The sequence below is a fragment of the Bradyrhizobium sp. WBAH42 genome (genome assembly GCF_024585265.1).
Taxonomy (GTDB): Bacteria; Pseudomonadota; Alphaproteobacteria; order Rhizobiales; family Xanthobacteraceae; genus Bradyrhizobium.
Map to the genome: position 1 here is coordinate 968,370 of NZ_CP036533.1, position 24,936 is coordinate 993,305.

The window sequence follows — 24,936 nt, forward strand, 5'->3', positions numbered from 1 at the left end:
CCTTCGGTGACCAAGGTTGCATCGATGCGCCGAACGGAGATCTCCAGTGAAATTCAAACTTGCCGCCGCGATCCTCGCCGCAGGCCTCCCGCTGGCATCGGTGGCTTTCGCCCAAGACACCACCCAAAGCACCGCGCCAGCCGACCTTGCCTTGATCGATGCCTGCCTGAAGAAGGTGGAGAAAACCGGCGGTTTCGGCGGCGCTTGCGTCGGGCTCGTCGCCGACCCCTGCATCAAGGCGGCAGAGGGCGCGAATGACGATGTCGCCAGATGGAAGGCCTGCGCGGCGCGCGAACTCGCCGTCTGGACGCAGAAAACCAGTGAGGCGCTGAAGAAGGTTCAGGCCGGCGGGTTCGCCGACGCGATCAAGGCGGTCAATGACTCGCAGAAAATTTTCGCCGCGTCGCGTGATCGCCTCTGCGCGGTCTTCGACAACGTCGACCCGGGCATGTACCGGGGCGGCGCGAGCTACTGCCGCCTGCGCGAGACCGCGAACCGCTCGCTGAGCCTGATCAAGCTCGGCGCTGCGGTCAACGAGCACTGAGGCCTCCTAGGGGGGCTCGGGGTCACCGGCCTTGCCGGCATCTTCCGACGTGGCGACGACGGCCATTCGGCGCGCCATGAGCGCTGTGCTTCGGAGTCGTGGACCGGTCAGCAGCTCGATGTCCTGCGGATGAGCGATTTCAGTCGCTTGAGCAAGGGATGGTGCCCAGGAAAGGACTCGAACCTTCACGGCCGTTAAGCCACTGGCACCTGAAGCCAGCGCGTCTACCAATTCCACCACCTGGGCATGCCGTTTGGGGCACGGAGGCGGTTACTACGGTTCGGTGACGCCGTTGTCAATTCATGCGTGAGGCCGGGGTCGGGATGCCGATTGCGCATCGCAAACCGGCCCGATACAAGCCTGACACGACACACTCTTTCCGCAGGAACGGCTCCCATGGCATCGAATCTGGACACGCTCGTCACGGTTTTCGGCGGATCGGGGTTTTTGGGCCGCAGCGTCGTCCGCGCCCTGTGCAAGCGGGATTACCGGGTCCGGGTCGCGGTGCGGCGGCCGGAACTCGCCGGATACCTCCAGCCGCTCGGCCGGGTCGGACAGGTCCACAATGTGCAGGCGAATCTGCGCTATCCGGCCTCGGTCGAGGCGGCGCTGCGTGATTCGCATGTCGTGATCAATCTGGTCGGCGTGCTCACCGAGGGCGGGGCGCAGACGTTTGACGCCGTCCAGGCCAAGGGCGCCGAGACCGTCGCCAAGGCGGCCGCCGCCGCCGGGGCCCAGCTGGTGCATGTCTCGGCGATCGGGGCCGATGCGCAATCGCCCTCGCGCTATGCCAGGGCCAAGGCGGCCGGCGAAGCCGCGGTCCTGGCCGCGGTTCCCTCCGCCACGATCTTCCGTCCCTCCGTGATGTTCGGCCCCGAGGATCAGTTCACCAACCGCTTTGCCGCACTGGCCCGGATGTCGCCGGTGCTGCCCCTGATCGGCGGCGAGACGAAGATGCAGCCGGTCTATGTCGGCGACGTCGCCAGCGCGATCGCGGATGCCGCCGACGGCAAGGCCAAGGCGGGCGCGACCTACGAGCTCGGCGGGCCGGAGGTGCTGAGCATGCGCGAGATCATCGAGGCGATCCTCGAAATCACCGACCGCAAGCGGATGCTGGTGCCGCTGTCGTTCGGCCTCGCCCGCTTCCAGGCCAACTTCCTGCAATTCGCACCGGGCGCGTTCAAGCTGACGCCCGACCAGGTCACGCTGCTCGAGCGCGACAATGTCGTGTCGGAGGCGGCGAAGGCGGCCGGGCTGACGCTGGAAGGCCTCGGCATCACGCCCGATTCGCTGGAAGCGATCGCTCCGCAATATCTCTGGCGCTTCCGCGCGGCCGGGCAGTTCCAGCGGATGAGCGTGTGAGTTTCACCTCTCCCGCTTGCGGGAGAGGTCGCCGCGAAGCGGCGGGTGAGGGCTTTCTCGTCATCGGGAGTCTCTCTGTGGAGACACCCCTCTCCCCAGCCCTCTCCCGCAAGCGGCGAGGGAGCGCACCGAACGTGCGGCAACGGCATCAAAACTTCAGCTTCTTGAACACCACTTCCGGCAACGTCTTGATGATCAACATCACGAGGCGCCATTTGGCGCTGACATAGACGATATCGGTCTTGTTCTCGACGGCGCGAAGGATCGCAGCGCCGACGACGGGAGCCTCGACGGTGAGCGGGCCGATCAGCTTCATGCCTTCGGTCATCCTGGTGCGGACGAAGCCGGGCTTGACCGTGACGACGTGGACGCCGCCCCGGCTGGCGCGGGCTCGCAGGCCGGACAGGAAGGCGGAGAAGCCGGCCTTGGCGGAGCCATAGACATAGTTGGAGGCGCGGCCGCGATCGCCGGCAACCGAGGACACGCCGACCAGCGTGCCGCTGCCGCGGCTTAAGAACTTTTCCGCGAGCAGGCCGAGGATCAGCGCCGGGCCCTCGTAGTTGGAGCGCATGATCGCGGTGGCGTGGGCGAGATCGCTCTCGGCCTGTTGCTGCACACCGAGCAGGCCGACGATCGAAATGACGACCTCGGGCAGCGCGGGAAGGCCGGCGACGAAGCCTTCGAACGAGGCGATGTCGAGCACGTCGAAGGTGTGGAGACCGACCTCGACATTGTAGCGCGCGCGCAGATCGGCGGCGTCAGGCTCCAGCGCGGCGACGCTGCGGCCGGCGAGCCCCACATCGTATTCCGCTTTGGCAAAGGCGCGCGCCACGGCGCGGCCGATGTCGGATGAGCCACCCAGGACCAGTACAGACTTGCGCGACGTCACGGCCTAGACCTCATCAAACAGACGTTGTGAAAGCTTGGAGCGGATGTTGCCGGCGGGATCGAGCGATTTGCGGATCGCATTGAAGCGCGACAGCGCGGGATAGCCGGCATTGAGCGTCTCGCGCGACTGGCGCGCATCCTTGGCGAGATAGAGCCTTCCGCCTGCCGCGACGACAAGACGATCGATGTCGTCGAGAAAATTCAGGATGTCGCCCCGCACCGGGAAATCCAGCGCCAGCGTGTAGCCGGGCAGCGGAAACGACAGGATGCCGTCGCCCTGGCCGAGCTTCTTCAGCACCGCGAGGAAGGAGGCATCGCCGCGCCGCGCGACGCGATCGAGGATTTCGCCGAGCACGGCGCGCGCACCGTTTTCCGGGATCACACATTGATGCTGCAGGAAGCCGCGCTTGCCGTAGATGCGATTCCAGTCGGCAATGCTGTCGAGCGGGAAGAAATAAGGATAGAGCGAGACCACATGGCTGCGGCCGGCGCGGCGCGCGCCCATGCGGTAATACAGCTCGTTGAAGGCACGGATGCTGAAGCGGTTCAGCGTCATCGAGGGCAAATCGATGGGGACGCCGAGACCGGGATCCTTGCCGGCAGGAAACGCGGCGGCACCGGCAGGAAGCTCGTCCTTGCCGGCGTGCTCGCCGAGATAGATCAGCGAGCGGCCGAGATCCTTGCCGCGCGCGGCACAATCGATCCAGGCCACCGAATAGGTCGCGGCATCGCCTGCATCGAGCGCGCGCATCGCCGCATCGAGATCGGACGCTGAGATCACGCGCTCGCGGATCCATCCCGTTTCGACCTTGCGCAGCCGTAGCGTCGCCTCGAGGATGATTCCGGTCAGACCCATGCCGCCGATTGTGGCAAAGAATGCATCGGAGTTCTGCTCGCGCGAGGCCTCGATGGTCTCGCCCTCGCCCGTGCGCAGCAGGATGCTGTCGACGTAACGGCCGAAGCCGCCCTCGCAATGATGGTTCTTGCCGTGCACGTCGGCGGCGATGGCGCCGCCGATCGACACGAAGCGCGTGCCGGGCAGCACGAAGGGCAGAAAACCGCGCGGGCCGAAAGTGTCGATGAGATCCGAGAGCAGCACGCCGGCCTCGAGGCGGATGCAGCCGGTCGCCGGATCGAACCACCTGATGCGGTCGAAGCCCGTCATCGCGACGGTCCTGGCGACCCCGATCGCGGCATCGCCATAGGCGCGGCCATTGCCGCGCGCCACGGTGCCGGACACCATGGCTTCAGCAACGGCCTCCAAGGACCGCGGCCGCAGCACGTCGCTATCGACGACCGGGAAACGGCCCCAGCCGCTGACGAGGGTCATGGTTCAGCTCCTGTGCCGGGCGCACCGCCCTGCATTCCGAAACTGAGTACCGATCAAAAGCTTATATTGCGTTGAAGGCGCGGCAGGCGCGTAGATGGGGTAACGGGCCTACCGGCCCAATGCCAGCGCGATCAGGCCGAGCGTGCCGACGATGACGCGCCACCAGGCGAACAGCACGAAGCCGTGGCGGGTGACGTAGGTCAGGAACGTCTTCACAACGATGATTGCGGTGATGAACGAGACCACGAAGCCGATCGCGACGATGTTCATGTGATCCATCGTCATCTCGGCGCGGTTCTTGTAGAAATCGTAGGCGAACGCGCCGATCATGGTGGGGATGGCGAGAAAGAACGAGAACTCCGCCGCCGCGCGCTTGTCGGCGCCCAAGAGCATCGCAGCGACGATGCTGGCGCCGGAGCGCGACACGCCCGGGATCATCGCCACGCATTGCGCGATGCCGATATAGAGATACATCAAGAGCGGAAACTTGGTGGCGTCGTGCTCGCGCGGCTTGAGATCGAGCTTGTCGACCCAGAGCAGGATGGCGCCGCCGACGATCAGCGTGAAGCACACGACCCACGGATTGAACAGCAGGGTCTTGATGTATTTGCCGGCGACGAGACCGACGATCACGGCCGGCAGGAACGCCACCAGCACGCCGATCACGAAGCGGCGCGCATAGGCATCGCCCGTGAACAGGCCGATCACGACATCCCAGAGCTTCCTGAAGTAGAGCCCCACGATCGCGAGGATCGCGCCCAGCTGGATCAGGACCGTAAACGAATCCCAGAACGCACCTTCGCCGAGATGGAAGAAGCGCTCCGCGAGCAGGAGGTGGCCGGTCGAGGATACGGGAAGGAACTCGGTCACACCCTCGATGATGCCGAGGATCACTGCCCGTATTGCGTCTGACATATTTACGGTCCATTTCGGCTGGAAAAGCGGGGCTCTTCTCGCCTATTCGCCCCCATGCCGCAATCGCAAAATGCGACATCACGCCCTTGCTTCGCGGTTTTGAAGGGCTAGTGTGGCGACGCACAAACATTGATGGATTCTTAAGCACCATCAAATAGTCAAAGGCTTCATGTTTACGCTGTTTCATCATCCGTTCTGCCCGCATTCGCGCTTCATCCGCCTGATCGTGGGTGAATACGGGCTCGACCTGAAGCTGGTCGAGGAGCGCAGCTGGGAGCGGCGCGAGGCGTTTCTGCTGCTGAATGCGGCCGGCACCACGCCTGTGCTGGTGGACAAGGAACAGCCGCCGATCCCGGGCGCGGCCATCATCGCCGAATATGTCGACGAGGCCTATGGCGCGGGGATGGGCGTCAAGCGCCTGATGCCGGAGACCACCTTCGAGCGCGTCGAGGTGCGCCGGCTGATGGCCTGGTTCAACGAAAAGTTCTTCGAGGAGGTCTCGCACCCGCTCGTCACCGAGCGGATCTACAAGCGCTTCATGAGCGAGGAGAACGGCGGCGGCCCGCCCTCGGCCGACGTCATGCGCGCAGCGAAAGCCAATGTGCGCTATCATCTGGCCTATATCGGCTGGCTGGCGCAGACGCGCAATTTCCTCGCCGGCGACCGGCTCACCTACGCGGATCTCGCCGCCGCGGCGCATCTCTCGGCGATCGACTATCTGGGCGACGTGCCATGGAGCGAGGACGACGCAGCAAAGGCGTGGTACGCGCGGGTGAAATCCCGCCCGTCGTTCCGTCCGCTGCTAAGCGAATGGCTGGCCGGCGTGCCGGCGTCGCGGACCTATGTGGACCTGGATTTCTGAGCTCCGACCCGACTGAGCTGAAGGCGGCGCTGGCGCGCGAAGCGCACGCGCTCGGCTTCGACTGCATCGGCGTCACCGCGCCGGGCACGATCGATGCGGCCGGAAAATACTTCCTCGAATTCATCGCCTCGGGCGGCCATGGCGACATGGACTGGCTGGCGAACCAACCGGAGCGCCGCGTCGATCCGCGCGGGCTGTGGGCCGACGTGCGCAGCGTGATCATGCTCGGCGTCAACTACGGTCCCGACTCCGATCCGCTCGCGGTCCTGAAGCAGCGCACGCGCGCGGCGATCTCGGTCTATGCGCAAGGTGACGACTATCATGACATCATCAAGAAGCGGCTGAAGGCGCTGGCGCGCTGGCTGGTGGCGACCGCGCCGTCGGACGTGAAGGTGTTCGTCGACACTGCGGCGGTGATGGAAAAGCCGCTGGCGCAGACCGCAGGCCTTGGCTGGCAGGGCAAGCACACCAACCTCGTCTCGCGCGAGTTCGGCTCGTGGCTGTTTCTCGGTGCGATCTACACCACGCTCGATCTGCCGCACGATGCCGCCGAGATCGATCATTGCGGCTCGTGCCGGGCCTGTCTCGACATCTGCCCGACCGCGGCCTTTCCCGCGCCCTACAAGCTAGATGCGCGGCGCTGCATCTCGTATCTCACGATCGAGAACAAGGGCCCGATCCCGCACGAGTTTCGCAAGGCTATCGGCAATCGCATCTATGGCTGCGACGATTGCCTCGCGGCATGCCCCTGGAACAAGTTCGCGCAGGAGGGGCGCGAGGCCAAGCTCGCCGCGCGCGACGAATTGCGCGCGCCTGATCTCGCCGAGCTGGCACGGCTCGACGATGCCGCGTTTCGTGCGCTGTTCACGAAGTCGCCGGTGAAGCGCATCGGGCGCGACCGGTTCTTGCGGAATGTGCTGATTGCGATCGGCAACTCAGGCGAGGCGGCACTGGCGGACGAGGCGCGGCGGTTACTCGATGACTCAAGCCCACTGGTGCGCGGGGCGGCGGTGTGGGCGCTGGGGCAGTTGGTGTCACGAGAAGAGTTTGAGGCGATGAGATCTGCTGCTGCGCGCAAGGAGCACGACGATAGCGTGCGTGAGGAGTGGCGAGCTGCGTCCTAATTCTCTGCTGTCATTCCCCGCGAAAGCGGGGAATCCAGTACGCCGCGGCCTGTCGATTCAACCACAACCGCCGCGGAGTACTGGATCGCCCGGTCAAGCCGGGCGATGACACCTTTTGTATGGTGAGCACACACGCCCTCACCACCCTTGATTTCCCCGCGCGTTCCCGCAATCTCGCGCGCATGACAAACATGCCTTTCTTCACCCGGGAGGGTGACACATTCCATCCGACGGAAGTCGCCAACGGTCCATGGGATCCGAAATCGCTGCACGGGCGCGTCATCATCGGCCTGCTCGGCTTCGTCATCGAGGAGCGCCATTCCGGGCCCGAATTCGTGCCGGCGCGGCTCACGGTCGACATGTTCCGGCTGCCGACCATCGACAAGCCGATCGAGGTGAGGACGCGGCTGGTGCGCGATGGACTGCGCATCCGCGTGGTCGAGGCGGAGTTTCTTTCCGGCGGCGTCGGCATGGCGCGCGCCTCGTGCCAGCTGCTGCGCAAAACGCAGAATCCCGATGGCAATGTGTGGTCGCCGCCGAACTGGGATGCGCCGAAACCATCCGACATTCCCAAGCCGACCGATCCCCGGCTCGGCATGAACGGCAAATGGGCGACGCGCCCCATCGTCGGCCATATGGGCTCGCTGGGGCCGCGCCGGCTGTGGATGAGCGAGGTGCGCGAGCTCGTCGCCGGCGCCGCGATGACACCGTTCGTCCATGTCGCCACCGGCGCCGATTTTGCCAGCCCGTTTGCCAATGCGGGCGACCAGGGGCTCGGCTACATCAACAGCGACGTCACGATCTACCTGCACCGCCTGCCGGTGTCGGAGTGGATCGGCTTGGAGGTGGTGAACCACCACGCCACCGACGGCGTCGCGATCGGCGAATGCTGGCTCTATGACGAAGCGGGCCCGATCGGCACCGCGACGGTGGCCGCGCTGGCGCAGCGCAAGCCGATGGCGAATCCGTCGAAGCGTTAGCTCAACGCCGTTATTCCGGGGCGTGACGAAGTCACGAGCCCGGAATCCATCGGACGGCAGAGTTGGTGGAGGAATGGATTCCGGGTTCGCGCTACGCGCGCCCCGGAATGACGGCTAGATGCCGCTGCATCTCCGGCCGCGCCTTGAGCTCGGCGCCCTGCTTTGCGACGATCTTCGCGATCCGCTCCGGCGCAAATCTCAAGTCGACAAACGCCGGCGCGGTGTTGGCGACTTCATGATAGCTCGCGATCCTGCCGTCCTTCAGCGTCATGATCGCAACGCCCTCGAACATCGCGCGCGCGCCGTTCGCTTCCGGCAATGTCGATTTGTAGCTGAAGGTGTAGCGCGCATAGAGCGTGGTGCCGTCGGTGACGGGGTCATGCATGTCCCAGCGGAAATCCGTCGCCGTGCGATAGAACCAGTCGTCGATCATCGCGGCGATCTTCGTGCGGCCGGCGAAGGCACCGTAGAAAACGTCGTGATAGACGCCGTCCTCGGTGAAGAGCTCGGCGAAGGCTTTGCAGTTGCGCTGCTCGACCGCGTCGCAGAAGGCCCGCAGCATGGCGGTGACGGTTGTCATTGGCGTTTCTCCCTTCCCGTTTCTGTCATGCCCCGCGAAGGCGGGGCATCCAGTACGCCGCGGCTTCTCGGCTTAAGCACGATGGCCTCTGGAATACTGGATTGCCCGCCTTCGCGGGCAATGACAGCGAGCACTGCAACTTCACCCGATCTCCGCCACCGCGGCAAGAATGCGCGCGATGTCCTGGGGGCGGGACAGGCGGTGGTCGCCGTCCTGGATCATGGTCAGCACGACGTCGTCGGCCGGCAGGCGATGGGTGAGCGCGAACGCATGCTGCCACGGCACATCGGGATCTTTCGCGCCCTGCAGGATGCGGACGGGGCAGCCGAGATCGATGGCGCTGCCGAGCACGAGGTGGTTGCGCCCCTCCTCGATCAGGTTCCGCGTGATCGGATAGGGCGTGCCGTCGCCGTACTCCGACGGGCGCAGCCAGAAGCCCCTGGTCTCGATCTCCTTCTTCACCGCGGGCGAGAAATTCTTCCACATCAGCTCTTCGGTGAAATCGGGCGCCGGCGCGATCAGCACGAGCCCTGCGAGCGACGCTTTGCCGGCACGCTTCTTGATCTCGCGGGCGAGCAGCAGCGCCATCCAGCCGCCCATGGAGGAGCCGATCAGGATTTGCGGGCCGTCGCAAAAGCGCTCGAACACCGCAAAACTGTCCTCGAGCCAGCTGCCGATGGTTCCGTCGGCGAAATCGCCGCTGGATTCGCCGTGACCGGAATAGTCGAACCGGACGATTGCGCGGCCGCGCTCGTGGGCCCAGGCATCCAGCGCCACGGCCTTGCCACCCTGCATGTCCGATTTGAAGCCGCCCAGCCAGACCAGGCCGGGGCCTTTTCCGGGACGGCGGCGCACCGCGATCCGGCGTGCGGACCGCCCTTCGCCCACATCGATGAACTCAAGCGCGGCATCGGGAATTGCGTCGGTCATGGAACGTTTACTCTGGCTGTGCGGTTTGAGCTGTCCGGACCTGTTCCGAAGACGACCGGCATCGCTATTGGTCCTTTGGGACGCTTGCGGAACAGAGGCAAGGTGTCTATGTCGGTCAGCGTGCCGAGGGCCGTGACCAAAATGCCTCGCATTTGAGGGTTTTTCGCGCCTCGTACCAGCGACTTGCTTGCCCGCAAACGCATCTTCCTTCAAAATAGCCGCTTCTTTCACAACTTTGGAGAACCACCCATTCGCCGTCCTAATAAAGCTCCGCCCGCTGCCAGCAAAGACGGGCCGCGCATCAATGATGATATCCGCAATGCGCAGATCCAGCTGATCGACCAGACCGGTGACAACAAGGGCACGGTCGAAACGGTCGTCGCCATCCGGATGGCCCAGGAAGCTGGCATGGATCTGGTCGAGATTTCGCCGAATACCAGCCCTCCCGTCTGCAAGATCATGGACTACGGGAAGTACAAGTATTCCGCCCAGAAGAAAGCCGCGGAAGCCCGCAAGCGGCAGAAGACCGTCGAGATCAAGGAGATCAAGCTCCGTCCGATGATCGACGATCACGATTACGACGTGAAGATGCGCGCGATGCAGCGGTTCTTCGAAGAGGGCGACAAGGTGAAGATCACGCTGCGCTATCGCGGCCGCGAAATGGCGCACCAGGAGATCGGCACCAAGCTGCTCGACAAGATCAAGACCGACGTCGCCGAGCTCGCCAAGGTGGAGCAGGACGCGCGGTTCGAAGGTCGCCAGGTCGTCATGGTGCTGGCGCCGCGCTGACGCGCAACGCTTTGGGACTTGAGAATGCAACGGCCCGTCCGGATCCCCGGCGGGCCGTTTGTGTATCAGGTCCGCGTCGCCTGCCAGGTGCCGCTGCACTGGTCGCCCAAAATGATGCCCTTCCACGACCCGGCGCCGTTCACGCGGGCGAGCCGGCCGCCGCCGCTGGCGTGGGAGGCGCCGACCGAGACCTGGACGGCGACAGCGCCGGAGCGGTTGACCCGGCCCGAGACCCGGCCGCCGCCGGCGGAGGAGACGCGGGTGCCTGTCACGGTGAAGGGAACGCTGTAGCCCGAGCTGCAATTGCCGCGGGTGGTGGCGAAGGTGACGTTCCAGATGCCGTCATAGCGGCCGGCGCGGGCATCGGCGGCCTGAGGCAGCGCAGCCGCGGCGAGCACGGCGAACAGCGCCAGACGGCGCGGACGAGCGAAATCGGCCAGTGAAATCAAAAGTTGCGGGAAATGAGCCATTTTGGACCTGCTTCAGCGAGAAGGCTTGGACATGAGGGTAGCAGCGTCCAATAGTCGGCGGGGTGGTTTTGGCGGTTCATCGTTGCCAATTGGCCTGTGCTCTGTCATAAGCCCAGCCTTCATCGCCCGGCTGATTTACGGGCTGCCGTGGCGGTGTCTCGTGCGGGTTTCGCGCTTGTTCGCAAAACCTGAGCACAATCAACGCTCTAACGAGCATTATTGACGGTCCAGCCGCCTTCGCGGGCGGATCTCTGTGGCCATTAGGAGAGCCAAATGCCCAAGCTGAAGACCAAATCGGGCGCTAAAAAGCGCTTCAAGGTGACTGCCACCGGCAAAGTGATGCACGCCCAGCGCGGCAAGCGTCACGGCATGATCAAGCGGACGAAGAAGCAGATCCGTCAGCTCCGCGGCACCCGCGTGCTGTTCAAGACCGACGGCGACAACGTCAAGAAGTACTTCTTGCCGAACGCCTGATCGCGTCCACGATCATTGCCATCCCTGCCGCGTCCGCGCGGCGATCCGATAACCAAAGTCATCTCTGAAGGATTTCGTCATGTCTCGCGTCAAACGCGGTGTGACCGCCCACGCCAAGCACAAGAAAGTCTACAAGGCCGCCAAGGGCTTCTACGGCCGCCGCAAGAACACCATCCGCGCCGCCAAGCCGGCCGTGGAGAAGGCCCAGCAATACGCCTTCCGCGACCGCAAGCGTCGCAAGCGCACCTTCCGCGCGCTCTGGATCCAGCGCCTCAACGCTGCCGTCCGTCCGTTCGGCCTGACCTACAGCCGATTTATCGACGGCTTGGCCAAGTCGGGCATCACCGTGGACCGCAAGGTGCTGTCGGATCTCGCGATCCGCGAGCCTGCCGCGTTCCAGGCGATCGCCGAGAAGGCCAAAGCCGCGCTGGCGGCGTAAGCCGCCCAACTGCGCAACTTGCGCAGCATTGAGCTTGTGATGGCCCGGGCAGAGGCGCGTCTCGCGCTTCATCGCCCCGGCCGTCATCTCTCGCGCAAAGCACAACTTCTCCGACGTGGATGCCCGGCGAATCTAACGCGAAGACGCGCTTCGCGCTTTTGGGCCGGGCGTGACGGGCTAGGATCATCGGCTCAGCATCCTGGCCAAAAGGGATTGCCATGACCGATCTTGCCCAGCTCCAAGCCCAGATCATCACCGACATCGCCGCGGCTGCCGACGAGGCTGCGTTAGAGGCCGTGCGCGTTGCAGCCCTCGGCAAGAAGGGCTCGATCTCGGCGCTGCTCGCCACGCTCGGCAAGATGTCGCCGGACGAGCGCAAGACGCAAGGCGCGGCGATCAACCAGGCCAAGGACGAAGTCAGCCAGGCGCTTGCGGCGCGACGCGACGTGCTGAAGTCGGCCGCGCTGGATGCGCGGCTGGCGTCCGAGACCGTCGACGTCACCCTGCCGCTGCGCGATACGGCGGCGGAGGCCGGCCGCATCCATCCGCTGAGCCAGGTCTGGGACGAGCTCACCACCATCTTCGCCGACATGGGATTCTCGGTGGCCGAAGGCCCTGATATCGAGACCGACGACTACAACTTCACCAAGCTGAATTTTCCGGAAGGCCATCCGGCGCGCGAGATGCACGACACGTTCTTCTTCCATCCGAGGGAGGACGGCTCGCGCATGCTGCTGCGGACCCACACCTCGCCGGTGCAGGTGCGCACCATGCTGAGCCAGAAGCCGCCGATCCGCGTGATCTGCCCGGGCCGCACCTACCGCATCGATTCGGACGCGACCCACACGCCGCAATTCCATCAGGTCGAGGGCCTCGTCATCGACAAACACTCGCATCTCGGCCACCTCAAATGGATCCTGCACGAGTTCTGCAAGGCGTTCTTCGAGGTCGACCACATCAACATGCGCTTCCGGCCCTCGTTCTTCCCGTTCACCGAGCCGTCGCTCGAAGTCGACATCCAGTGCCGCCGCGACAAGGGCGAGATCCGCTTCGGCGAGGGCGAGGATTGGCTCGAGATCCTCGGCTGCGGCATGGTGCATCCGAACGTGCTGCGCGCCTGCGGCATCGATCCCGACGAGTACCAGGGCTTTGCCTGGGGCATGGGCATCGACCGCATCGCCATGCTGAAATACGGCATCGCCGACCTGCGCCAGCTGTTCGACAGCGACGTCCGCTGGCTGTCCCACTACGGCTTCAAGCCGCTCGAAGTACCAACGCTTGCCGGAGGGCTGAGCACGTGAAATTCACCCTCTCCTGGCTGAAGGATCATCTCGAGACCGACGAGCCTTTGGACAAGCTCGCCGACAAGCTCACCATGATCGGGCTCGAGGTCGAGAACATCGAGGACAAGGCGAAGGCGCTGAAGCCGTTCACCATTGCGAAGGTGATCTCGGCCGAGCAGCATCCGAATGCGGATCGCCTGCGGGTCTGCATGGTCGATACCGGCGACGGTGGTGCGCCGGTGCAGGTCGTGTGCGGCGCGCCGAATGCGCGCACGGGCCTCGTCAGTGTGTTCTCACCGCCCGGCACCTACATTCCCGGCAAGGACATCACGCTGGGCGTCGGCACCATTCGCGGCGTCGAGAGCCGCGGCATGCTGTGCTCGGCGGCCGAGCTGCAGATCTCCAACGACCATGACGGCATCATGGAATTGCCCGTGGACGCGCCGATCGGCGCGGCTTACGCCGAATGGGCCGGGCTCGGCGATCCCGTGATCGAGATCAACCTGACGCCGAACCGGCAGGACTGCACCGGCGTGCATGGCATCGCGCGCGATCTCGCCGCCGCCGACATGGGCAGGTTCAAGGACCCTACGATCAAGCCGATCAAGGGCGAATTCCCCTGCCCCGTGAAGGTCACGGTCGAGGATGCCACGCTCTGTCCGGGTTTTGCGCTCCGCCTGGTGCGCGGCGTCAAGAACGGACCGTCGCCGGAATGGCTGCAGAAGCGGCTGACCGCGATCGGGCTGCGTCCGATCAACGCGCTGGTCGACATCACCAACTTCATGACCTACGACCGTGCGCGCCCGCTGCACGTGTTCGACGCCAGGAAGGTGAAGGGCAATCTCGTCGTGCGCCGCGCGCGCGAGGGCGAGAGCCTGCTGGCGCTCGACGGCCGCACCTACAATCTCGATCCCGCCATTTGCGTGATCGCCGACGAGCATGGCGTCGAATCGCTCGCCGGCATCATGGGCGGCGAAGCCTCGGGCTGCGACGAGAACACGACTGACGTGCTGATCGAATCGGCGCTGTGGAACGAGATCAACATCGCCCAGACCGGCCGCAAGCTCGGCATCAATTCGGACGCGCGCTACCGCTTCGAGCGCGGCGTCGATCCGGCCTTCATGGTGCCCGGCGTCGAGCTCGCGACCAAGCTGGTGATGGAGATGTGCGGCGGCACGCCGTCCGAAACAGTCGTGGTCGGCAAAGCCTTCGCCGACGACCGCGTGATCGACTTCCCGGTCACGGAGGTGAAGCGCCTCTCCGGCATCGAGGTGCCGCAGGTCGAGATGAAGCGCATCCTGACCCATCTCGGCTTCATGATGGCGGGTCCCGGCCCGGTGGTGAAGGTCGCGGTGCCCTCGTGGCGCTCCGACGTGCACGGCAAGGCCGACATCGTCGAGGAGATCGTCCGCATCTTCGGCGTCGACAAGGTGCCGATGACGCCGTTCGAGCGCGGCGACGAGCCGCGCAAGCCGGTGCTCACGCCGCTGCAGCTGCGCACCCGCCGCGCGCGGCGCGCGCTCGCAAGCCGCGGCATGGTCGAAGCCGTCACCTGGTCGTTCATCGCCAAGCCGGCCGCCGAATTGTTCGGCGGCGGACAGCGCGAGCTCGAAGTGGCGAACCCGATCGCCTCGGATCTCTCCGACATGCGCCCGACCCTGCTCGCCGGCCTGATCGCGGCGGCGCAGGCCAATGCCGATCGCGGCTTCGGCGATGTCGCGCTGTTCGAGGTCGGCCAGGTGTTCAAGGGCGATCGCCCCCAGGACCAGTTCATGGCGGCGAGTGGCGTGCGCCGCGGCCTTGCTTCATCTGAAGGTCTCGGACGGCACTGGTCCGGCTCGGCGCAGGCCGACGTGTTCGACGCCAAGGCCGATGCGTTGGCGGTGCTGGCGGCCGCCGGCGCGCCGATGCAGGCGCTGCAGATCGTGGCGGGTGGTCCCGGCTGGCTGCATCCGGGCCGCTCCGGCACGATCCAGATCGGGCCGCAGAACGTGCTCGGATATTTCGGCGAAGTGCACCCCAAAGCGCTCGAGGCACTCGGCGCCGACGGGCCGCTTGTCGTGTTCGAGGTGATCCTCGACCGCATTCCCGAGGCCAAGAAGAAGCCGACGCGCGCCAAGCCCTTGATCGAGCTCTCGGCGTTCCAGCCGGTGTCGCGTGACTTCGCGTTCATTGTCGACCGCGGCGTCAGGGCCGGCGACATCGTTCGCGCCGCGCAAGGCGTCGACAAGAAGCTGATCACGGGCGTCAACGTCTTCGACGTCTACGAGGGCAAGGGCATCGATGACGGCAAGAAGTCGATCGCGATCGCGGTCACGCTTCAGCCCCGCGAAAAAACCCTGACCGATCAGGAGATCGAGGCCGTCGGCGCCAAGATCGTGGCCGAGGTCACCAAGAAGACCGGCGGCGTTTTGCGAGCATGACGCCGAAAAGTGTGAAGCGGTTTTCGGACAAAAGTCATGCTTGGGAGTCATAGAGCATGACCTTCGCTGATTTCCTTCCGAAGGACTTCAGCCTCACGATCGCGACGGCGCTCTGCGCCGTCGCTTTCGTTTCGGGCACCGCGCGCGGCTTCTCCGGCTTCGGCGCGGCGCTGATCTTCATGCCACTGGCAAGCAGCTTCGCGGCGCCGCGGCTCGTTGCAGCCCTGCTGCTCGTCATCGACTTCGTCGCGGCCGCGCCGCTGCTGCCCGAGGCCTGGCGGAAGGCCGATCGCAAGGCCACCGCGGTCATCGTGCTGGGCGCGCTGATCGGCGTACCCATCGGCACTTATTTCCTCAGCGTGCTCGAACCCGTCACCACGCGCTGGATCATCTCCTGCTTCGTCGCGGCGCTGTTGCTGCTATTGCTGTCGGGGTGGCGCTATCGCGGCAAGGACCACGCCTGGCTGTCGGTCGGCATCGGCGGCCTCTCCGGCTTCTGCAGCGGTCTCGCGCAGACCGGCGGCCCGCCGATCGTCGGCTACTGGCTCGGCCGCCCGATCGCGCCGATCGTCGCGCGCGCCAACATCGTGCTGTTCTTCGGCGCGTCGGATTTCTTCTCGATGGTCAGCTACGCAACCACCGGCCTGATCAGCCGCGAATCGCTGGTGCTGTCGCTGATCGTCGGCCCCGTCTACGCCCTCGGCGTCGCCTTCGGCGCCTCGCTGTTCGGGCGCGCGAGCGAGAAAGTGTTTCGCGGCATCTGCTACGCGCTGATTGCGATGGCCGTGATCTTTGGGCTGCCGGCGTTGGACGGCGTGTTGCGGTAACTACTGCCTCGGCACGCGCCGCTTCTTGGTCGACTGCGTCGGCACATCCGCAGGCTCGTCCTTGAGCGCGCCGATCTTGCGCAGGGCTGCATCCGCGGCGCGTTCGCCGCTGTCCCAGGCGCCATCGACGGTGCCCCAAAGCGTCTCGTGCGTGGCTTCGCCGGCGAGGAAGACATTGCCGATCGGCTCGGTCAGAATCTTTCGCGAGAGCTGGCCGCCGGGCGCAGACGCCGACATTGCGCCCATCACGTAGGGCGAGGCATTCCAGCGCGTGGCGCTGGTCTTCTGCACGGCGGAAGCAGCCTCGCTGCCGAACAGCTTTGCGATCCACTCCTTGGCAAAGGCCACCATCGCCTTCTCGCCCTGCTCCGAGAGATCGCGGCCGAACGAGCCGCCGACATCGATCGAGCACAGCGAGGAGCCGCCGATATTGGCGAACATCAACGCCGTGCGGGTCGAATTGCTCTGCTCGATGAGGATGTCGTCGCGCGTGAGGCCGAGCGGATTGCCCGGCAGCTGCAGCACGATGCGATCGTAGCTGCCGAGGCTGAGCTTCGATGCCGCATCCAGCGTTCGCTTGGGAATGTCGGGGGCGAACTTGATGGCGCCCGATGTCAGCACGTTGGTCGAGACCGTGACGATGGCGGCACGCGCCGCGATCTTGCCGGCCTGCGTCTCGATGCTGACGTCGCGGTTGCTCCAGGCGATGCGGCTCGCCGGCGTCGACAGCGCCACCGGCGCCTGCTCGGCGAGCCTGGCGATCAGCGTGCCCAGGCCCTGACGGCAGGCGATCGCTGCGTTGCGGTCCTGCGCGCGTCCCTTGTCGATCGCGGACAGCTCCTTCAGGTCCTTGCCGGCGAAGCTCGCGCCGAGCGTGAACTCGGCCGCGCCGGCCCAGTCGCCGAGATCCTTCGGCAGCACGGCGGCACAGGAGGTATCGAGCTTGCCCCGCGCGGCCTCGTCGATGGCACGGTTGGCGCGCACCAGGGCGGCCAGGAACTGCTCGGTCTCGCCTGCGCGGGCGTTGCGGCGGCCGATGCGCATCTTCTGGCCCGAGGGCGCCGGCAGCACGTCGAGCCCGGCGCTGCGCGCCAGCCGGATCATCGGATTGGTGTCGGGATTGTGCATCCAGCGCGCGCCGCGGTCGAACGGGGTGTCGAAGGTCGTGCTGTCGGTGATGCAGCGGCCGCCGACTTGCGATGCTGCTTCCACCACGATGACCTTGCGGCCCGTTGCCATGATACGCCGCGCCGCGGCAATTCCCGCAGCCCCCGCACCGATCACCACGATGTCGGCCTCGCGCGGCAGGGGCGCGGCGGATGCGCGCAGCACCGGCATCGCCGCAAGGACCGCGGACGCCGAAAGGAAGCCGCGGCGCGTGATTGTCATGTCATGGTTTCCGGGGACTTGCGGCGAACGGGAACAGCCCGCGAACCTTGCCGTATCTGATGTTGCGCAGCAACCATCATGGTGAATCAATCATGCTTGATCTCACAGAGCGATGAACCGAATTGCAACACGTTTCGACCATGATAGAGAAGGGAAAAAGACGGCCGGAAAAGGCCGTGGGGGGAGTTCGAGATGGGGACGGTCCTGGATTCTGTCGGCAAGCTGATTGCCGCGTACCTCTCAAAGGAGGTGCCGGGCTATGAGCCGTTCACGCCGAGCGACCCGGAGCATCTGCGCGGCGTCATCGCGCCCGGCGACGTGCTGCTGGTCGAGGGCAACAACCGCATCTCCGGCATCATCAAATATTTGACGCAGTCGACCTGGTCGCATGCCGCGCTCTATGTCGGTCCGATCGAGGGGGCAGAGGAGCCCAACGGCGAGCCGCATGTTCTGATCGAGGCCAATATCGGCGAAGGCGTCACCTCGGCACCGCTGTCGAAATATTTCCCCTATCACACCCGCCTCTGCCGCCCGGTCGGGCTGTCCTATGAGGACCGCACCACGGTCTGCCGCTATGCGATCAACCGCATCGGGTTCGGCTACGACACCAAGAACATCGTCGACCTCATGCGCTATCTGTTCCCGCTGCCGATACCGCAGCGCTGGCGCCGGCGCATGATCGCGATCGGCTCGGGCGACCCGACCAAGATCATCTGCTCGGCGCTGATCGCGCAGGCCTTCGACGCCGTGCGCTACCCGATCCTGCCGAAGATCACCAAGGCCGGCAGCCGCGCCGCGCGGCGCGAAATCCTGCACATCCGCGATTCCTCGCTCTACATGCCCCGCGACTTCGACATCTCGCCCTATTTCGAGGTGGTCAAACCCACCATCGTCAATGGATTCGACTACACCGCCCTGCACTGGGCCGACAAGCAAAAGCCGCTCGAGGAGGTGGCGGGCACGTTCAGTGTGTTTCCAGAAACGCTCCGTGCGCCGCCGCTCGTTCCTGAGGCGATTGACGAAGAGACGCCGACTGAGATTCCGGCTGAAGAAGTGAACGCGCCACCTGCGCAAGCCAGCGTTGTTTTCTCCGAGCACTTTGTGCTGCTCAGCGAGCTCGCGGTGTACCGCGCGCAGACGCGGGAGATGGCGGCTTAGGTTCGGCGCGCGGAGAGATCTCGCCCGGTCTCGTGGGTGGGCAGAGGCGCGAAGCGCCGTGCCCACGTTCTCACGCGATCACTGACTGATGGTGGGCACGCTCCGCTTTGCCCACCCTACGAGATTCCACCGTCATTGCGAGGAGCTCTTGCGACGAAGCAATCCAGACTGCCTCCGCGGTAAAAGTCTGGATTGCTTCGCTGCGCTCGCAATGACGGCGGAGAGCGCGAGGGTTACCGCTCCGCCCGTCCGATCACCGCCATCAACTCCGCGATCTTGGCGCGCTGGTCGGCCTTGTCGCCGCTCGCGATGGCGTGCTCGACGCAATGGGCGACGTGATCCTTCAGGACCTCTTCCTCGACCCGGCGCAGCGCGGCGCGCACCGCTGCGATTTGCGTCACGATGTCGATGCAGTAGCGGTCTTCGTCTACCATTTTCGAGAGGCCACGAACCTGGCCCTCGATCCGGCCGAGACGTTTTCCGACGGATACCTTGATGTCCTTGCGCATGGCGTCTATATACCCCTACCGGGTATAGGTTTCAAGACCAGGCGCAAAGGCCGGAACATGGCAATGAACAACAACGAGTACGAGCATCGTCACAGCGCGGAAACGCCTGCCGGGTGCGGCTGTTCCACGAAAGCTGCAGCGCCGGCGGCCAAGCCCGAGGCTCCCTCGTGCTGCGGCGGCCACGGCGATCATACCGGCCATGGCCCTCATCACGCCCACGATCATGGCAACGCCGCAACCAAGGTCAAAGACCCCGTCTGCGGCATGAGCGTCGATCCCGCGACCTCGAAACATCATTTCGAACATCACGGCGAGACCTTCCATTTCTGCTCGGCCGGCTGCCGCACCAAGTTCGCCGCCGATCCCGCCAAGTATCTTGCCAAGTATCTTGCCAAGGAAAAGGCGCCCGAACCTGAGATGCCCGCGGGCACGATCTACACCTGTCCGATGCACCCGCAGATCCGCCAGGTCGGGCCGGGCACATGCCCGATCTGCGGCATGGCGCTGGAGCCTGAGGTCGCAAGCCTGGAGACCGGCCCCAATCCGGAGCTCGCCGACATGACGCGGCGGTTCTGGATCGGCGGCGTGCTGTCGCTGCCGCCGGTGGTGCTGGAGATGGGCGGCCATCTCGCAAGCCCCCACAGCTGGATCGATCCGACGCTGTCGAACTGGATCCAGCTCGTCTTCGCAACGCCCGTGGTGCTGTGGGCCGGCTGGCCATTCTTCGTCCGCGGCTGGCAATCGCTGCTGACGCGCAATCTCAACATGTTCACGCTGATCGCGATGGGCACGGGCGTCGCCTATGTCTACAGCGTGCTCGGCACGGTCACACCGCAGATCTTCCCGGCCACCTTCCGCGGCCATGAGGGCGCGGTCGCGGTCTATTTCGAGGCGGCCGCGGTCATCACCGTGCTGGTGCTGCTCGGCCAGGTGCTGGAGCTGCGCGCCCGCGACGCGACCTCGGGCGCGATCAAGGCGCTGCTCCAGCTCGCCCCGAAGACCGCGCGCCGCGTCGATGCCGACGGAAGCGAACATGAGGTCGAGATCGACACGCTGCACGCCGGCGATCGCCTGCGCGTCCGCCCCGGCGAGAAGGTGCCGGTCGACGGCGTTATCCTCGAAGGCCGCTCGTCGCTCGACGAATCGCTGGTGACGGGCGAGTCCATGCCGGTCACCAAGGAGCAAGGTGCAAAAGTCATCGCCGGCACGCTGAACCAGTCCGGCAGCTTCATCATGCGCGCCGACAAGGTCGGGCGCGAGACGCTGCTGTCGCAGATCGTGCAGATGGTCGCGGACGCACAGCGCTCGCGCGCGCCGATCCAGCGCCTGGCCGACCAGGTCGCCGGCTGGTTCGTGCCATCAGTGATCGTCGTCGCCGTCGCCGCCTTTGCCGCCTGGGCCTGGTTCGGACCGGAGCCGCGGCTCGCCTTCGGCCTCGTCGCCGCCGTCAGCGTGCTGATCATCGCCTGCCCCTGCGCGCTGGGCCTGGCCACCCCGATGTCGATCATGGTCGGCGTCGGCCGCGGCGCGCAAGCCGGTGTCCTGATCAAGAACGCCGAGGCGCTGGAGCGGATGGAGAAGATCGACACGCTCGTAGTCGACAAGACGGGCACGCTGACCGAGGGCAAGCCCAAGGTGGTCTCGATCGTGCCGGCGTCCGGCTTTGCGGAGGACGACATCCTCCGGCTGGCGGCCACCGTCGAGCGTGCCAGCGAGCATCCGCTGGCCGACGCCATCGTGCGCGCGGCCAAGGAGAAGCAGCTCAATCTCGGGCAAGTCGAGCAGTTCGATTCACCGACCGGCAAGGGCGCGACCGGCAACGTCGACGGCAAGACCGTCGTGCTCGGCAATGCCAGATATCTGTCGTCGATCGGCATCGATACCCAATCGCTCGACGCCGCAGCCGAACGGCTGCGCGGCGACGGCGCCACCGTGATCAACATGGCCGTCGACGGCCGGCTGGCCGGCCTGTTCGCGATCGCCGATCCGGTCAAGGCCTCGACGCCGGAGGCGCTGAAGGCGCTCGCGGGCGAAGGCATCAAGGTGATCATGCTGACCGGCGACAACCGCACCACGGCAGAGGCCGTGGCGCGCCGGCTCGGCATCGCCGAGGTCGAAGCGGAGGTGCTGCCGGACCAGAAGAGCGCGGTGGTGACAAAACTGCAGAAGGCCGGCCGCAGCGTCGCCATGGCCGGCGACGGCGTCAACGACGCGCCTGCGCTGGCGGCGGCCGAGGTCGGCATCGCCATGGGCACCGGCACCGACGTTGCGATGGAGAGCGCCGGCGTGACGCTGCTCAAAGGCGACCTCGTCGGCATCGTCCGCGCGCGGAAACTGTCCCAGGCGACGATGAGCAACATCCGGCAGAACCTGTTCTTCGCCTTCATCTACAACGCCGCCGGGATTCCGATCGCGGCCGGCGTTCTCTATCCGGCGTTCGGTCTGTTGCTCTCCCCGATCATCGCCGCGGCGGCGATGGCGCTGTCCTCGGTGAGCGTCGTCGGCAACGCGCTGCGGCTGCGTGCGATGCGGCTGTGACCGCTTTGGCTGCGAGGTCGGTGCGCGCCCTCGCCCCGCTTGCGGGGAGAGGGTTGGGGTGAGGGGGAGTCTCCACAGGGACGGTGACAATTGGATTCGCGGAGAGTCCCCCTCACCCGGAATTCAAGCTACGCTTGAATTCCGACCTCTCCCCGCAAGCGGGGCGAGGTGAGAGAGAGCGGCGCCCGCGGAGGACCTGATGCAGCGGATTACGATCACGATCGAGGATGATCTCCTGGCGGAGATCGATGCCGCAGCTGAAGCGCGCGGCTACCAGAACCGCTCCGAGATCATCCGCGACCTCGCGCGCGCCGGCCTGCAGCAGAGCACCGAGGATACCGCGCAGACCGGCCAATGCGTCGCCGGCCTCGTCTACGTCTATGACCACGCGGCGCGCGATCTGTCGAAACGGCTGGTGCAGGAATTCCACGGCCATCACGACCTCGCGCTGGCGACGCTGCACGTCCACCTCGACGACAACAATTGCATGGAGATGACGGCGCTGCGCGGCGCGGCCGCCGAGGTCAGGCATTTCGCCGACCACATCATCGCCGAGCGTGGCGTGCGCTACGGCCGCGTGGTGATGATCCCGACGGGCGACGGCAAGCCGGCGAAGGCGCGCAGGCACGGGCATGGCCATCGGCACGAGTAGGCTACTCGGGGAGAGAGTGGCGATTCTTACCCTCCCCTCCAGGGGAGGGCTATCGCATTTGAGAGCTTTTCCCTGCGGCCATCCTTCGAGACGCCCGCTTGAGGCGGGCTCCTCAGGATGAGGGCGGAGTGCGCGGCAGCAGTTTCAACGGGCACTGACGATGATTAGCCTCATCCTGAGGAGGCGCGTCAGCGCCGTCTCGAAGGACGAGGCGTGCGCGCAGACCGCCGCCACAAGTCATATGCGATACCCCAGGGGAGGGTAAGCAAGGGCTCGCGCCGCGCTCGCGGCCGACGGCAGCGCGGCCCCCGCCCTTGCCGAAGTCGCCCTGCATCTCTACCTCTCGCAGGTCGTTTACCTCCGAGGGTCCCCCATGCTGGATGCCGCCATCAAGGCGCTGTCGCAAATGATCTCGCCGCCGATGCGCTCGATCCTGTGGCGGTCGATCGGGCTTGCGCTGGTGCTGATCACCGTGCTGGCGATCGGCTTGCAGCGGCTGCTCAGCTGGTTTGCGACCTCCGGCGAGGTGTGGCTGGAAGGCCTGCTCGGGCCGGGCTGGCATTCCTCGCTCGAGGTTCTCTCGTGGATCGTCTCAATCGCGGCGGGCCTCGGTGTGGTGTTCGGCGGCATCTTCCTGATGCCTGCGATCACCTCGCTGGTGGCGAGCCTGTTCGTCGACGACGTCGCCGAGATCGTCGAGCGCGAACATTATCCCGCCGAGCGGCCGGGCGCCGCGCTTCCGTTCAGCCAGGCGATGCTCGAGGGCATCAAGACCGCGCTGCTGACGATCCTGGTCTATCTGATCGCTCTGCCGCTGGTGCTGTTCGCCGGCGCCGGCTTCCTGATCTTCTTTATCGCCGCGGCGTGGCTGCTCGGCCGCGAATATTTCGAGCTCGCCGCGATGCGCTTCCGCCCGCCGGAGGAAGCCAAGGCGATGCGGCGCGACAATGCCGCGACCATCTTCACCGCCGGTCTGTTCATCGCCGCCTTCGTCTCGATCCCGATCGTCAATCTGGCGACGCCGATCTTCGGCATGGCCTTCATGGTCCACATGCACAAGCGCCTGTCAGGCCCGCGGCCCGAGCTGATCGAGCCGGCGCGGCAGGTGCGATAAATGCACCCGGCACGGCGCTGTCTCAGACCGTCTTCTCCGGCCAGCGACAGAGATCGTTGATCAGGCAGACCTCGCAGCGCGGCTTGCGGGCGAGGCAGGTATAGCGGCCGTGCAGGATCAGCCAATGATGCGCGTGCAGCATGAACTCGGCCGGGATTACCTTTTCGAGACCGAGCTCGACCTCGAGCGGTGTCTTGCCCGGCGCAAGTCCGGTGCGGTTGCCGACGCGGAAGACGTGCGTGTCGACCGCCATGGTGTGCTCGCCGAAGGCCATGTTGAGCACGACGTTGGCGGTCTTGCGTCCTGCACCGGGCAATGACTCGATCTCGGCCCGCGTGCGCGGCACCTCGCCACCGAAATCGCTGAGCACCTTCGCCGACAACGCGATGACGTTTTTCGCCTTGGTGCGGTAGAGGCCGATGGTCTTGATGTAGTCGCGCAAGCGCTCCTCGCCGAGATCGAGCATCTTCTGCGGCGTATCGGCGACCTCGAACAACGCCCGCGTCGCCTTGTTGACGCCGGCATCGGTCGCCTGCGCCGACAGCACCACGGCGACCAGGAGCGTGAACGGATTGACGTGCTCGAGCTCGCCCTTCGGCTCCGGATTGGCCTTGCGGAAACGGCTGAAGACCTCGCGGATCTCGGCGGGAGTCCAGGGTCTGGTGGCTTTGAGCGATTTCTTCGCGGGCGCTTTCGGCTTGGTAGCGACCGGCTTTGCCTTTTTCTTCGGCACGGCCGCTTTGCGCGGGACCGGCTTGCGGGTGATTTTCGCCATGATCGGGATATACTGATGGACGATGAGCACAGGCAACGAAATTGCGTGGCCGCGATCTGAAAGCGAGGACGAGCCTCAGATCTTCTCCGCGCTGCTGACGCCGCACCGCTCCCTGAACCGCACCGGCTTTCTCGCCGTAATGCTGTTCCTGAGCGCCGTCAGCTTCGTCACGGGCGTCGCTTTCCTGATGATGGGCGCCTGGCCGGTGTTCGGCTTCTTCGGTCTCGACGTGCTCGTGATCTGGTGGGCCTTCAAGGTCAATTTTCGCGCGGCACGGGCCAGCGAGGAGATCGTGGTGACGCCGACGGAATTGCGGGTGCGACGCGTCAGCCATCGCGGCCAGGTTGCCGAATGGACCTTCAATCCGCTCTGGGTCAGGCTCGACCAGGAGGTCGACGAGGAATACGGCATCGAGCACCTCTATCTGATCTCCCGCGGCCGCCGGCTGCTCATCGCAGGCTTTCTCGGGCCGGAAGAAAAATCGAGCTTTTACAATGCCTTGGTTGGAGCCCTGAACGCCGCGCGGCGTGGCCCGACCTATAATCCGGTGACCTGAGCACAGTCGGAAATCGGGTGGTTTC

General features: G+C 65.6%; 25 protein-coding genes and 1 tRNA gene. 16 read left to right on the forward strand and 10 right to left on the reverse strand.

Annotated elements, in window-relative coordinates:
- Positions 1–46 precede the first annotated feature (46 nt).
- Positions 47–544: a lysozyme inhibitor LprI family protein gene (locus DCG74_RS04555; protein WP_172789494.1), complete on the forward strand. Its 498-nt coding sequence runs from the start codon at positions 47–49 to the stop codon at positions 542–544.
- Between the two features lie 159 nt (positions 545–703).
- On the opposite strand, the gene DCG74_RS04560 is transcribed toward DCG74_RS04555, so the two are convergent.
- Positions 704–790 (reverse strand) — tRNA-Leu (locus tag DCG74_RS04560).
- A 150-nt stretch (positions 791–940) separates the two neighbouring features.
- On the opposite strand from DCG74_RS04560, the gene DCG74_RS04565 reads away from it, so the two are divergent.
- Positions 941–1,906 (forward strand): complex I NDUFA9 subunit family protein, encoded by a 966-nt coding sequence (locus DCG74_RS04565; protein ID WP_172789493.1) that lies wholly within the window; start codon positions 941–943, stop codon positions 1,904–1,906.
- Positions 1,907–2,054: 148 nt separating this feature from the next.
- Here DCG74_RS04565 and DCG74_RS04570 read toward each other — a convergent pair whose 3' ends face one another.
- From DCG74_RS04570 to DCG74_RS04580, 3 genes are all read right to left on the reverse strand, one after another.
- Positions 2,055–2,795, reverse strand: a complete 741-nt coding sequence (locus tag DCG74_RS04570; protein ID WP_172789492.1) for an SDR family oxidoreductase — start codon at positions 2,793–2,795, stop codon at positions 2,055–2,057.
- A 3-nt stretch (positions 2,796–2,798) separates the two neighbouring features.
- Entirely contained in the window at positions 2,799–4,124 is a 1,326-nt protein-coding gene (locus DCG74_RS04575; RefSeq protein ID WP_172789491.1) for an FAD-binding oxidoreductase, read from the reverse strand.
- 108 nt (positions 4,125–4,232) lie between these two features.
- On the reverse strand, positions 4,233–5,039 hold the full coding sequence (locus DCG74_RS04580; protein WP_172789490.1) for an undecaprenyl-diphosphate phosphatase: 807 nt from the start codon (positions 5,037–5,039) through the stop codon (positions 4,233–4,235).
- A 169-nt stretch (positions 5,040–5,208) separates the two neighbouring features.
- Here DCG74_RS04580 and DCG74_RS04585 point away from each other — a divergent pair, with 169 nt between their 5' ends.
- The 3 genes from DCG74_RS04585 (at position 5,209) to DCG74_RS04595 (ending at position 8,005) form a co-directional block, all read left to right on the forward strand.
- The gene (locus DCG74_RS04585; RefSeq protein WP_172789489.1) at positions 5,209–5,901 is read left to right on the forward strand and encodes a glutathione S-transferase family protein; all 693 of its coding nucleotides are present in this window, start codon (positions 5,209–5,211) and stop codon (positions 5,899–5,901) included.
- Positions 5,850–7,025: a tRNA epoxyqueuosine(34) reductase QueG gene (gene queG / locus DCG74_RS04590; protein WP_172789488.1), complete on the forward strand. Its 1,176-nt coding sequence runs from the start codon at positions 5,850–5,852 to the stop codon at positions 7,023–7,025. The genes DCG74_RS04585 and queG overlap by 52 nt, the downstream gene beginning before the upstream one ends.
- 182 nt (positions 7,026–7,207) lie before the next feature.
- Positions 7,208–8,005 (forward strand): acyl-CoA thioesterase domain-containing protein, encoded by a 798-nt coding sequence (locus DCG74_RS04595; protein WP_172789487.1) that lies wholly within the window; start codon positions 7,208–7,210, stop codon positions 8,003–8,005.
- Positions 8,006–8,096: 91 nt separating this feature from the next.
- On the opposite strand, the gene DCG74_RS04600 is transcribed toward DCG74_RS04595, so the two are convergent.
- Both DCG74_RS04600 and DCG74_RS04605 read right to left on the reverse strand, forming a co-directional pair.
- Positions 8,097–8,585 carry a nuclear transport factor 2 family protein gene (locus tag DCG74_RS04600; protein ID WP_172789486.1) on the reverse strand — a complete coding sequence of 163 codons (489 nt, stop codon included), beginning with the start codon at positions 8,583–8,585 and terminating at the stop codon, positions 8,097–8,099.
- Between the two features lie 141 nt (positions 8,586–8,726).
- Entirely contained in the window at positions 8,727–9,515 is a 789-nt protein-coding gene (locus DCG74_RS04605) for a carboxylesterase (RefSeq protein WP_172789485.1), read from the reverse strand.
- A gap of 249 nt (positions 9,516–9,764) precedes the next feature.
- Here DCG74_RS04605 and infC point away from each other — a divergent pair, with 249 nt between their 5' ends.
- Complete coding sequence (gene infC / locus DCG74_RS04610; protein ID WP_080134054.1) at positions 9,765–10,304, forward strand: translation initiation factor IF-3; 540 nt, start codon at positions 9,765–9,767, stop codon at positions 10,302–10,304.
- Between the two features lie 65 nt (positions 10,305–10,369).
- Here infC and DCG74_RS04615 read toward each other — a convergent pair whose 3' ends face one another.
- Positions 10,370–10,774: a hypothetical protein gene (locus DCG74_RS04615; RefSeq protein ID WP_172789484.1), complete on the reverse strand. Its 405-nt coding sequence runs from the start codon at positions 10,772–10,774 to the stop codon at positions 10,370–10,372.
- Between the two features lie 273 nt (positions 10,775–11,047).
- Between DCG74_RS04615 and rpmI the strand changes: the two genes are divergently transcribed.
- From rpmI to DCG74_RS04640, 5 genes are all read left to right on the forward strand, one after another.
- On the forward strand, positions 11,048–11,248 hold the full coding sequence (rpmI, locus tag DCG74_RS04620) for a 50S ribosomal protein L35 (RefSeq protein WP_008539890.1): 201 nt from the start codon (positions 11,048–11,050) through the stop codon (positions 11,246–11,248).
- Positions 11,249–11,327: 79 nt separating this feature from the next.
- Complete coding sequence (gene rplT / locus DCG74_RS04625) at positions 11,328–11,687, forward strand: 50S ribosomal protein L20 (protein WP_027550107.1); 360 nt, start codon at positions 11,328–11,330, stop codon at positions 11,685–11,687.
- Positions 11,688–11,905: 218 nt separating this feature from the next.
- Entirely contained in the window at positions 11,906–12,988 is a 1,083-nt protein-coding gene (gene pheS / locus DCG74_RS04630) for a phenylalanine--tRNA ligase subunit alpha (protein ID WP_172789483.1), read from the forward strand.
- The gene (gene pheT / locus DCG74_RS04635; RefSeq protein WP_172789482.1) at positions 12,985–15,393 is read left to right on the forward strand and encodes a phenylalanine--tRNA ligase subunit beta; all 2,409 of its coding nucleotides are present in this window, start codon (positions 12,985–12,987) and stop codon (positions 15,391–15,393) included. Before pheS ends, pheT begins: the two co-directional genes overlap by 4 nt.
- A 56-nt stretch (positions 15,394–15,449) precedes the next feature.
- Positions 15,450–16,220: a sulfite exporter TauE/SafE family protein gene (locus DCG74_RS04640; protein ID WP_172789481.1), complete on the forward strand. Its 771-nt coding sequence runs from the start codon at positions 15,450–15,452 to the stop codon at positions 16,218–16,220.
- Here the strand turns inward: DCG74_RS04640 and DCG74_RS04645 are convergent, their stop codons facing one another.
- Complete coding sequence (locus DCG74_RS04645; RefSeq protein WP_172789480.1) at positions 16,221–17,609, reverse strand: NAD(P)/FAD-dependent oxidoreductase; 1,389 nt, start codon at positions 17,607–17,609, stop codon at positions 16,221–16,223. It abuts the gene before it with no gap.
- Between the two features lie 192 nt (positions 17,610–17,801).
- On the opposite strand from DCG74_RS04645, the gene DCG74_RS04650 reads away from it, so the two are divergent.
- Positions 17,802–18,767 (forward strand): YiiX/YebB-like N1pC/P60 family cysteine hydrolase, encoded by a 966-nt coding sequence (locus tag DCG74_RS04650; RefSeq protein WP_172789479.1) that lies wholly within the window; start codon positions 17,802–17,804, stop codon positions 18,765–18,767.
- 233 nt (positions 18,768–19,000) lie between these two features.
- Here DCG74_RS04650 and DCG74_RS04655 read toward each other — a convergent pair whose 3' ends face one another.
- Positions 19,001–19,276, reverse strand: a complete 276-nt coding sequence (locus DCG74_RS04655; RefSeq protein WP_172789478.1) for a metal-sensitive transcriptional regulator — start codon at positions 19,274–19,276, stop codon at positions 19,001–19,003.
- Between the two features lie 63 nt (positions 19,277–19,339).
- On the opposite strand from DCG74_RS04655, the gene DCG74_RS04660 reads away from it, so the two are divergent.
- From DCG74_RS04660 to DCG74_RS04670, 3 genes are all read left to right on the forward strand, one after another.
- Positions 19,340–21,814, forward strand: coding sequence for a heavy metal translocating P-type ATPase (locus DCG74_RS04660; RefSeq protein WP_172789477.1), 2,475 nt, complete (start codon positions 19,340–19,342; stop codon positions 21,812–21,814).
- Positions 21,815–22,013: 199 nt separating this feature from the next.
- Positions 22,014–22,466: a nickel-responsive transcriptional regulator NikR gene (nikR, locus tag DCG74_RS04665; protein WP_172789476.1), complete on the forward strand. Its 453-nt coding sequence runs from the start codon at positions 22,014–22,016 to the stop codon at positions 22,464–22,466.
- A 373-nt stretch (positions 22,467–22,839) separates the two neighbouring features.
- Entirely contained in the window at positions 22,840–23,580 is a 741-nt protein-coding gene (locus DCG74_RS04670) for a sulfate transporter family protein (RefSeq protein ID WP_172789475.1), read from the forward strand.
- Between the two features lie 22 nt (positions 23,581–23,602).
- On the opposite strand, the gene nth is transcribed toward DCG74_RS04670, so the two are convergent.
- Entirely contained in the window at positions 23,603–24,355 is a 753-nt protein-coding gene (gene nth / locus DCG74_RS04675; RefSeq protein ID WP_172789474.1) for an endonuclease III, read from the reverse strand.
- A gap of 22 nt (positions 24,356–24,377) precedes the next feature.
- On the opposite strand from nth, the gene DCG74_RS04680 reads away from it, so the two are divergent.
- Positions 24,378–24,911: a DUF2244 domain-containing protein gene (locus tag DCG74_RS04680; protein ID WP_172789473.1), complete on the forward strand. Its 534-nt coding sequence runs from the start codon at positions 24,378–24,380 to the stop codon at positions 24,909–24,911.
- Positions 24,912–24,936: the final 25 nt, after the last annotated feature.

What these genes read in the sequence shown, in the direction of transcription:
- DCG74_RS04600 (WP_172789486.1), bottom strand. Translation starts at nt 8,585, where the DNA reads ATGACAACCGTCACCGCCATGCTGCGGGCCTTCTGCGACGCGGTCGAG.
- nikR (WP_172789476.1), top strand. Translation starts at nt 22,014, where the DNA reads ATGCAGCGGATTACGATCACGATCGAGGATGATCTCCTGGCGGAGATC.
- DCG74_RS04680 (WP_172789473.1), top strand. Translation starts at nt 24,378, where the DNA reads ATGAGCACAGGCAACGAAATTGCGTGGCCGCGATCTGAAAGCGAGGAC.
- DCG74_RS04605 (WP_172789485.1), bottom strand. Translation starts at nt 9,515, where the DNA reads ATGACCGACGCAATTCCCGATGCCGCGCTTGAGTTCATCGATGTGGGC.
- DCG74_RS04580 (WP_172789490.1), bottom strand. Translation starts at nt 5,039, where the DNA reads ATGTCAGACGCAATACGGGCAGTGATCCTCGGCATCATCGAGGGTGTG.
- DCG74_RS04575 (WP_172789491.1), bottom strand. Translation starts at nt 4,124, where the DNA reads ATGACCCTCGTCAGCGGCTGGGGCCGTTTCCCGGTCGTCGATAGCGAC.
- DCG74_RS04595 (WP_172789487.1), top strand. Translation starts at nt 7,208, where the DNA reads ATGACAAACATGCCTTTCTTCACCCGGGAGGGTGACACATTCCATCCG.
- DCG74_RS04585 (WP_172789489.1), top strand. Translation starts at nt 5,209, where the DNA reads ATGTTTACGCTGTTTCATCATCCGTTCTGCCCGCATTCGCGCTTCATC.
- pheS (WP_172789483.1), top strand. Translation starts at nt 11,906, where the DNA reads ATGACCGATCTTGCCCAGCTCCAAGCCCAGATCATCACCGACATCGCC.
- DCG74_RS04645 (WP_172789480.1), bottom strand. Translation starts at nt 17,609, where the DNA reads ATGACAATCACGCGCCGCGGCTTCCTTTCGGCGTCCGCGGTCCTTGCG.
- DCG74_RS04650 (WP_172789479.1), top strand. Translation starts at nt 17,802, where the DNA reads ATGGGGACGGTCCTGGATTCTGTCGGCAAGCTGATTGCCGCGTACCTC.
- nth (WP_172789474.1), bottom strand. Translation starts at nt 24,355, where the DNA reads ATGGCGAAAATCACCCGCAAGCCGGTCCCGCGCAAAGCGGCCGTGCCG.
- rpmI (WP_008539890.1), top strand. Translation starts at nt 11,048, where the DNA reads ATGCCCAAGCTGAAGACCAAATCGGGCGCTAAAAAGCGCTTCAAGGTG.
- rplT (WP_027550107.1), top strand. Translation starts at nt 11,328, where the DNA reads ATGTCTCGCGTCAAACGCGGTGTGACCGCCCACGCCAAGCACAAGAAA.
- DCG74_RS04655 (WP_172789478.1), bottom strand. Translation starts at nt 19,276, where the DNA reads ATGCGCAAGGACATCAAGGTATCCGTCGGAAAACGTCTCGGCCGGATC.
- DCG74_RS04565 (WP_172789493.1), top strand. Translation starts at nt 941, where the DNA reads ATGGCATCGAATCTGGACACGCTCGTCACGGTTTTCGGCGGATCGGGG.
- DCG74_RS04615 (WP_172789484.1), bottom strand. Translation starts at nt 10,774, where the DNA reads ATGGCTCATTTCCCGCAACTTTTGATTTCACTGGCCGATTTCGCTCGT.
- DCG74_RS04670 (WP_172789475.1), top strand. Translation starts at nt 22,840, where the DNA reads ATGCTGGATGCCGCCATCAAGGCGCTGTCGCAAATGATCTCGCCGCCG.
- DCG74_RS04640 (WP_172789481.1), top strand. Translation starts at nt 15,450, where the DNA reads ATGACCTTCGCTGATTTCCTTCCGAAGGACTTCAGCCTCACGATCGCG.
- DCG74_RS04660 (WP_172789477.1), top strand. Translation starts at nt 19,340, where the DNA reads ATGAACAACAACGAGTACGAGCATCGTCACAGCGCGGAAACGCCTGCC.
- queG (WP_172789488.1), top strand. Translation starts at nt 5,850, where the DNA reads ATGGCTGGCCGGCGTGCCGGCGTCGCGGACCTATGTGGACCTGGATTT.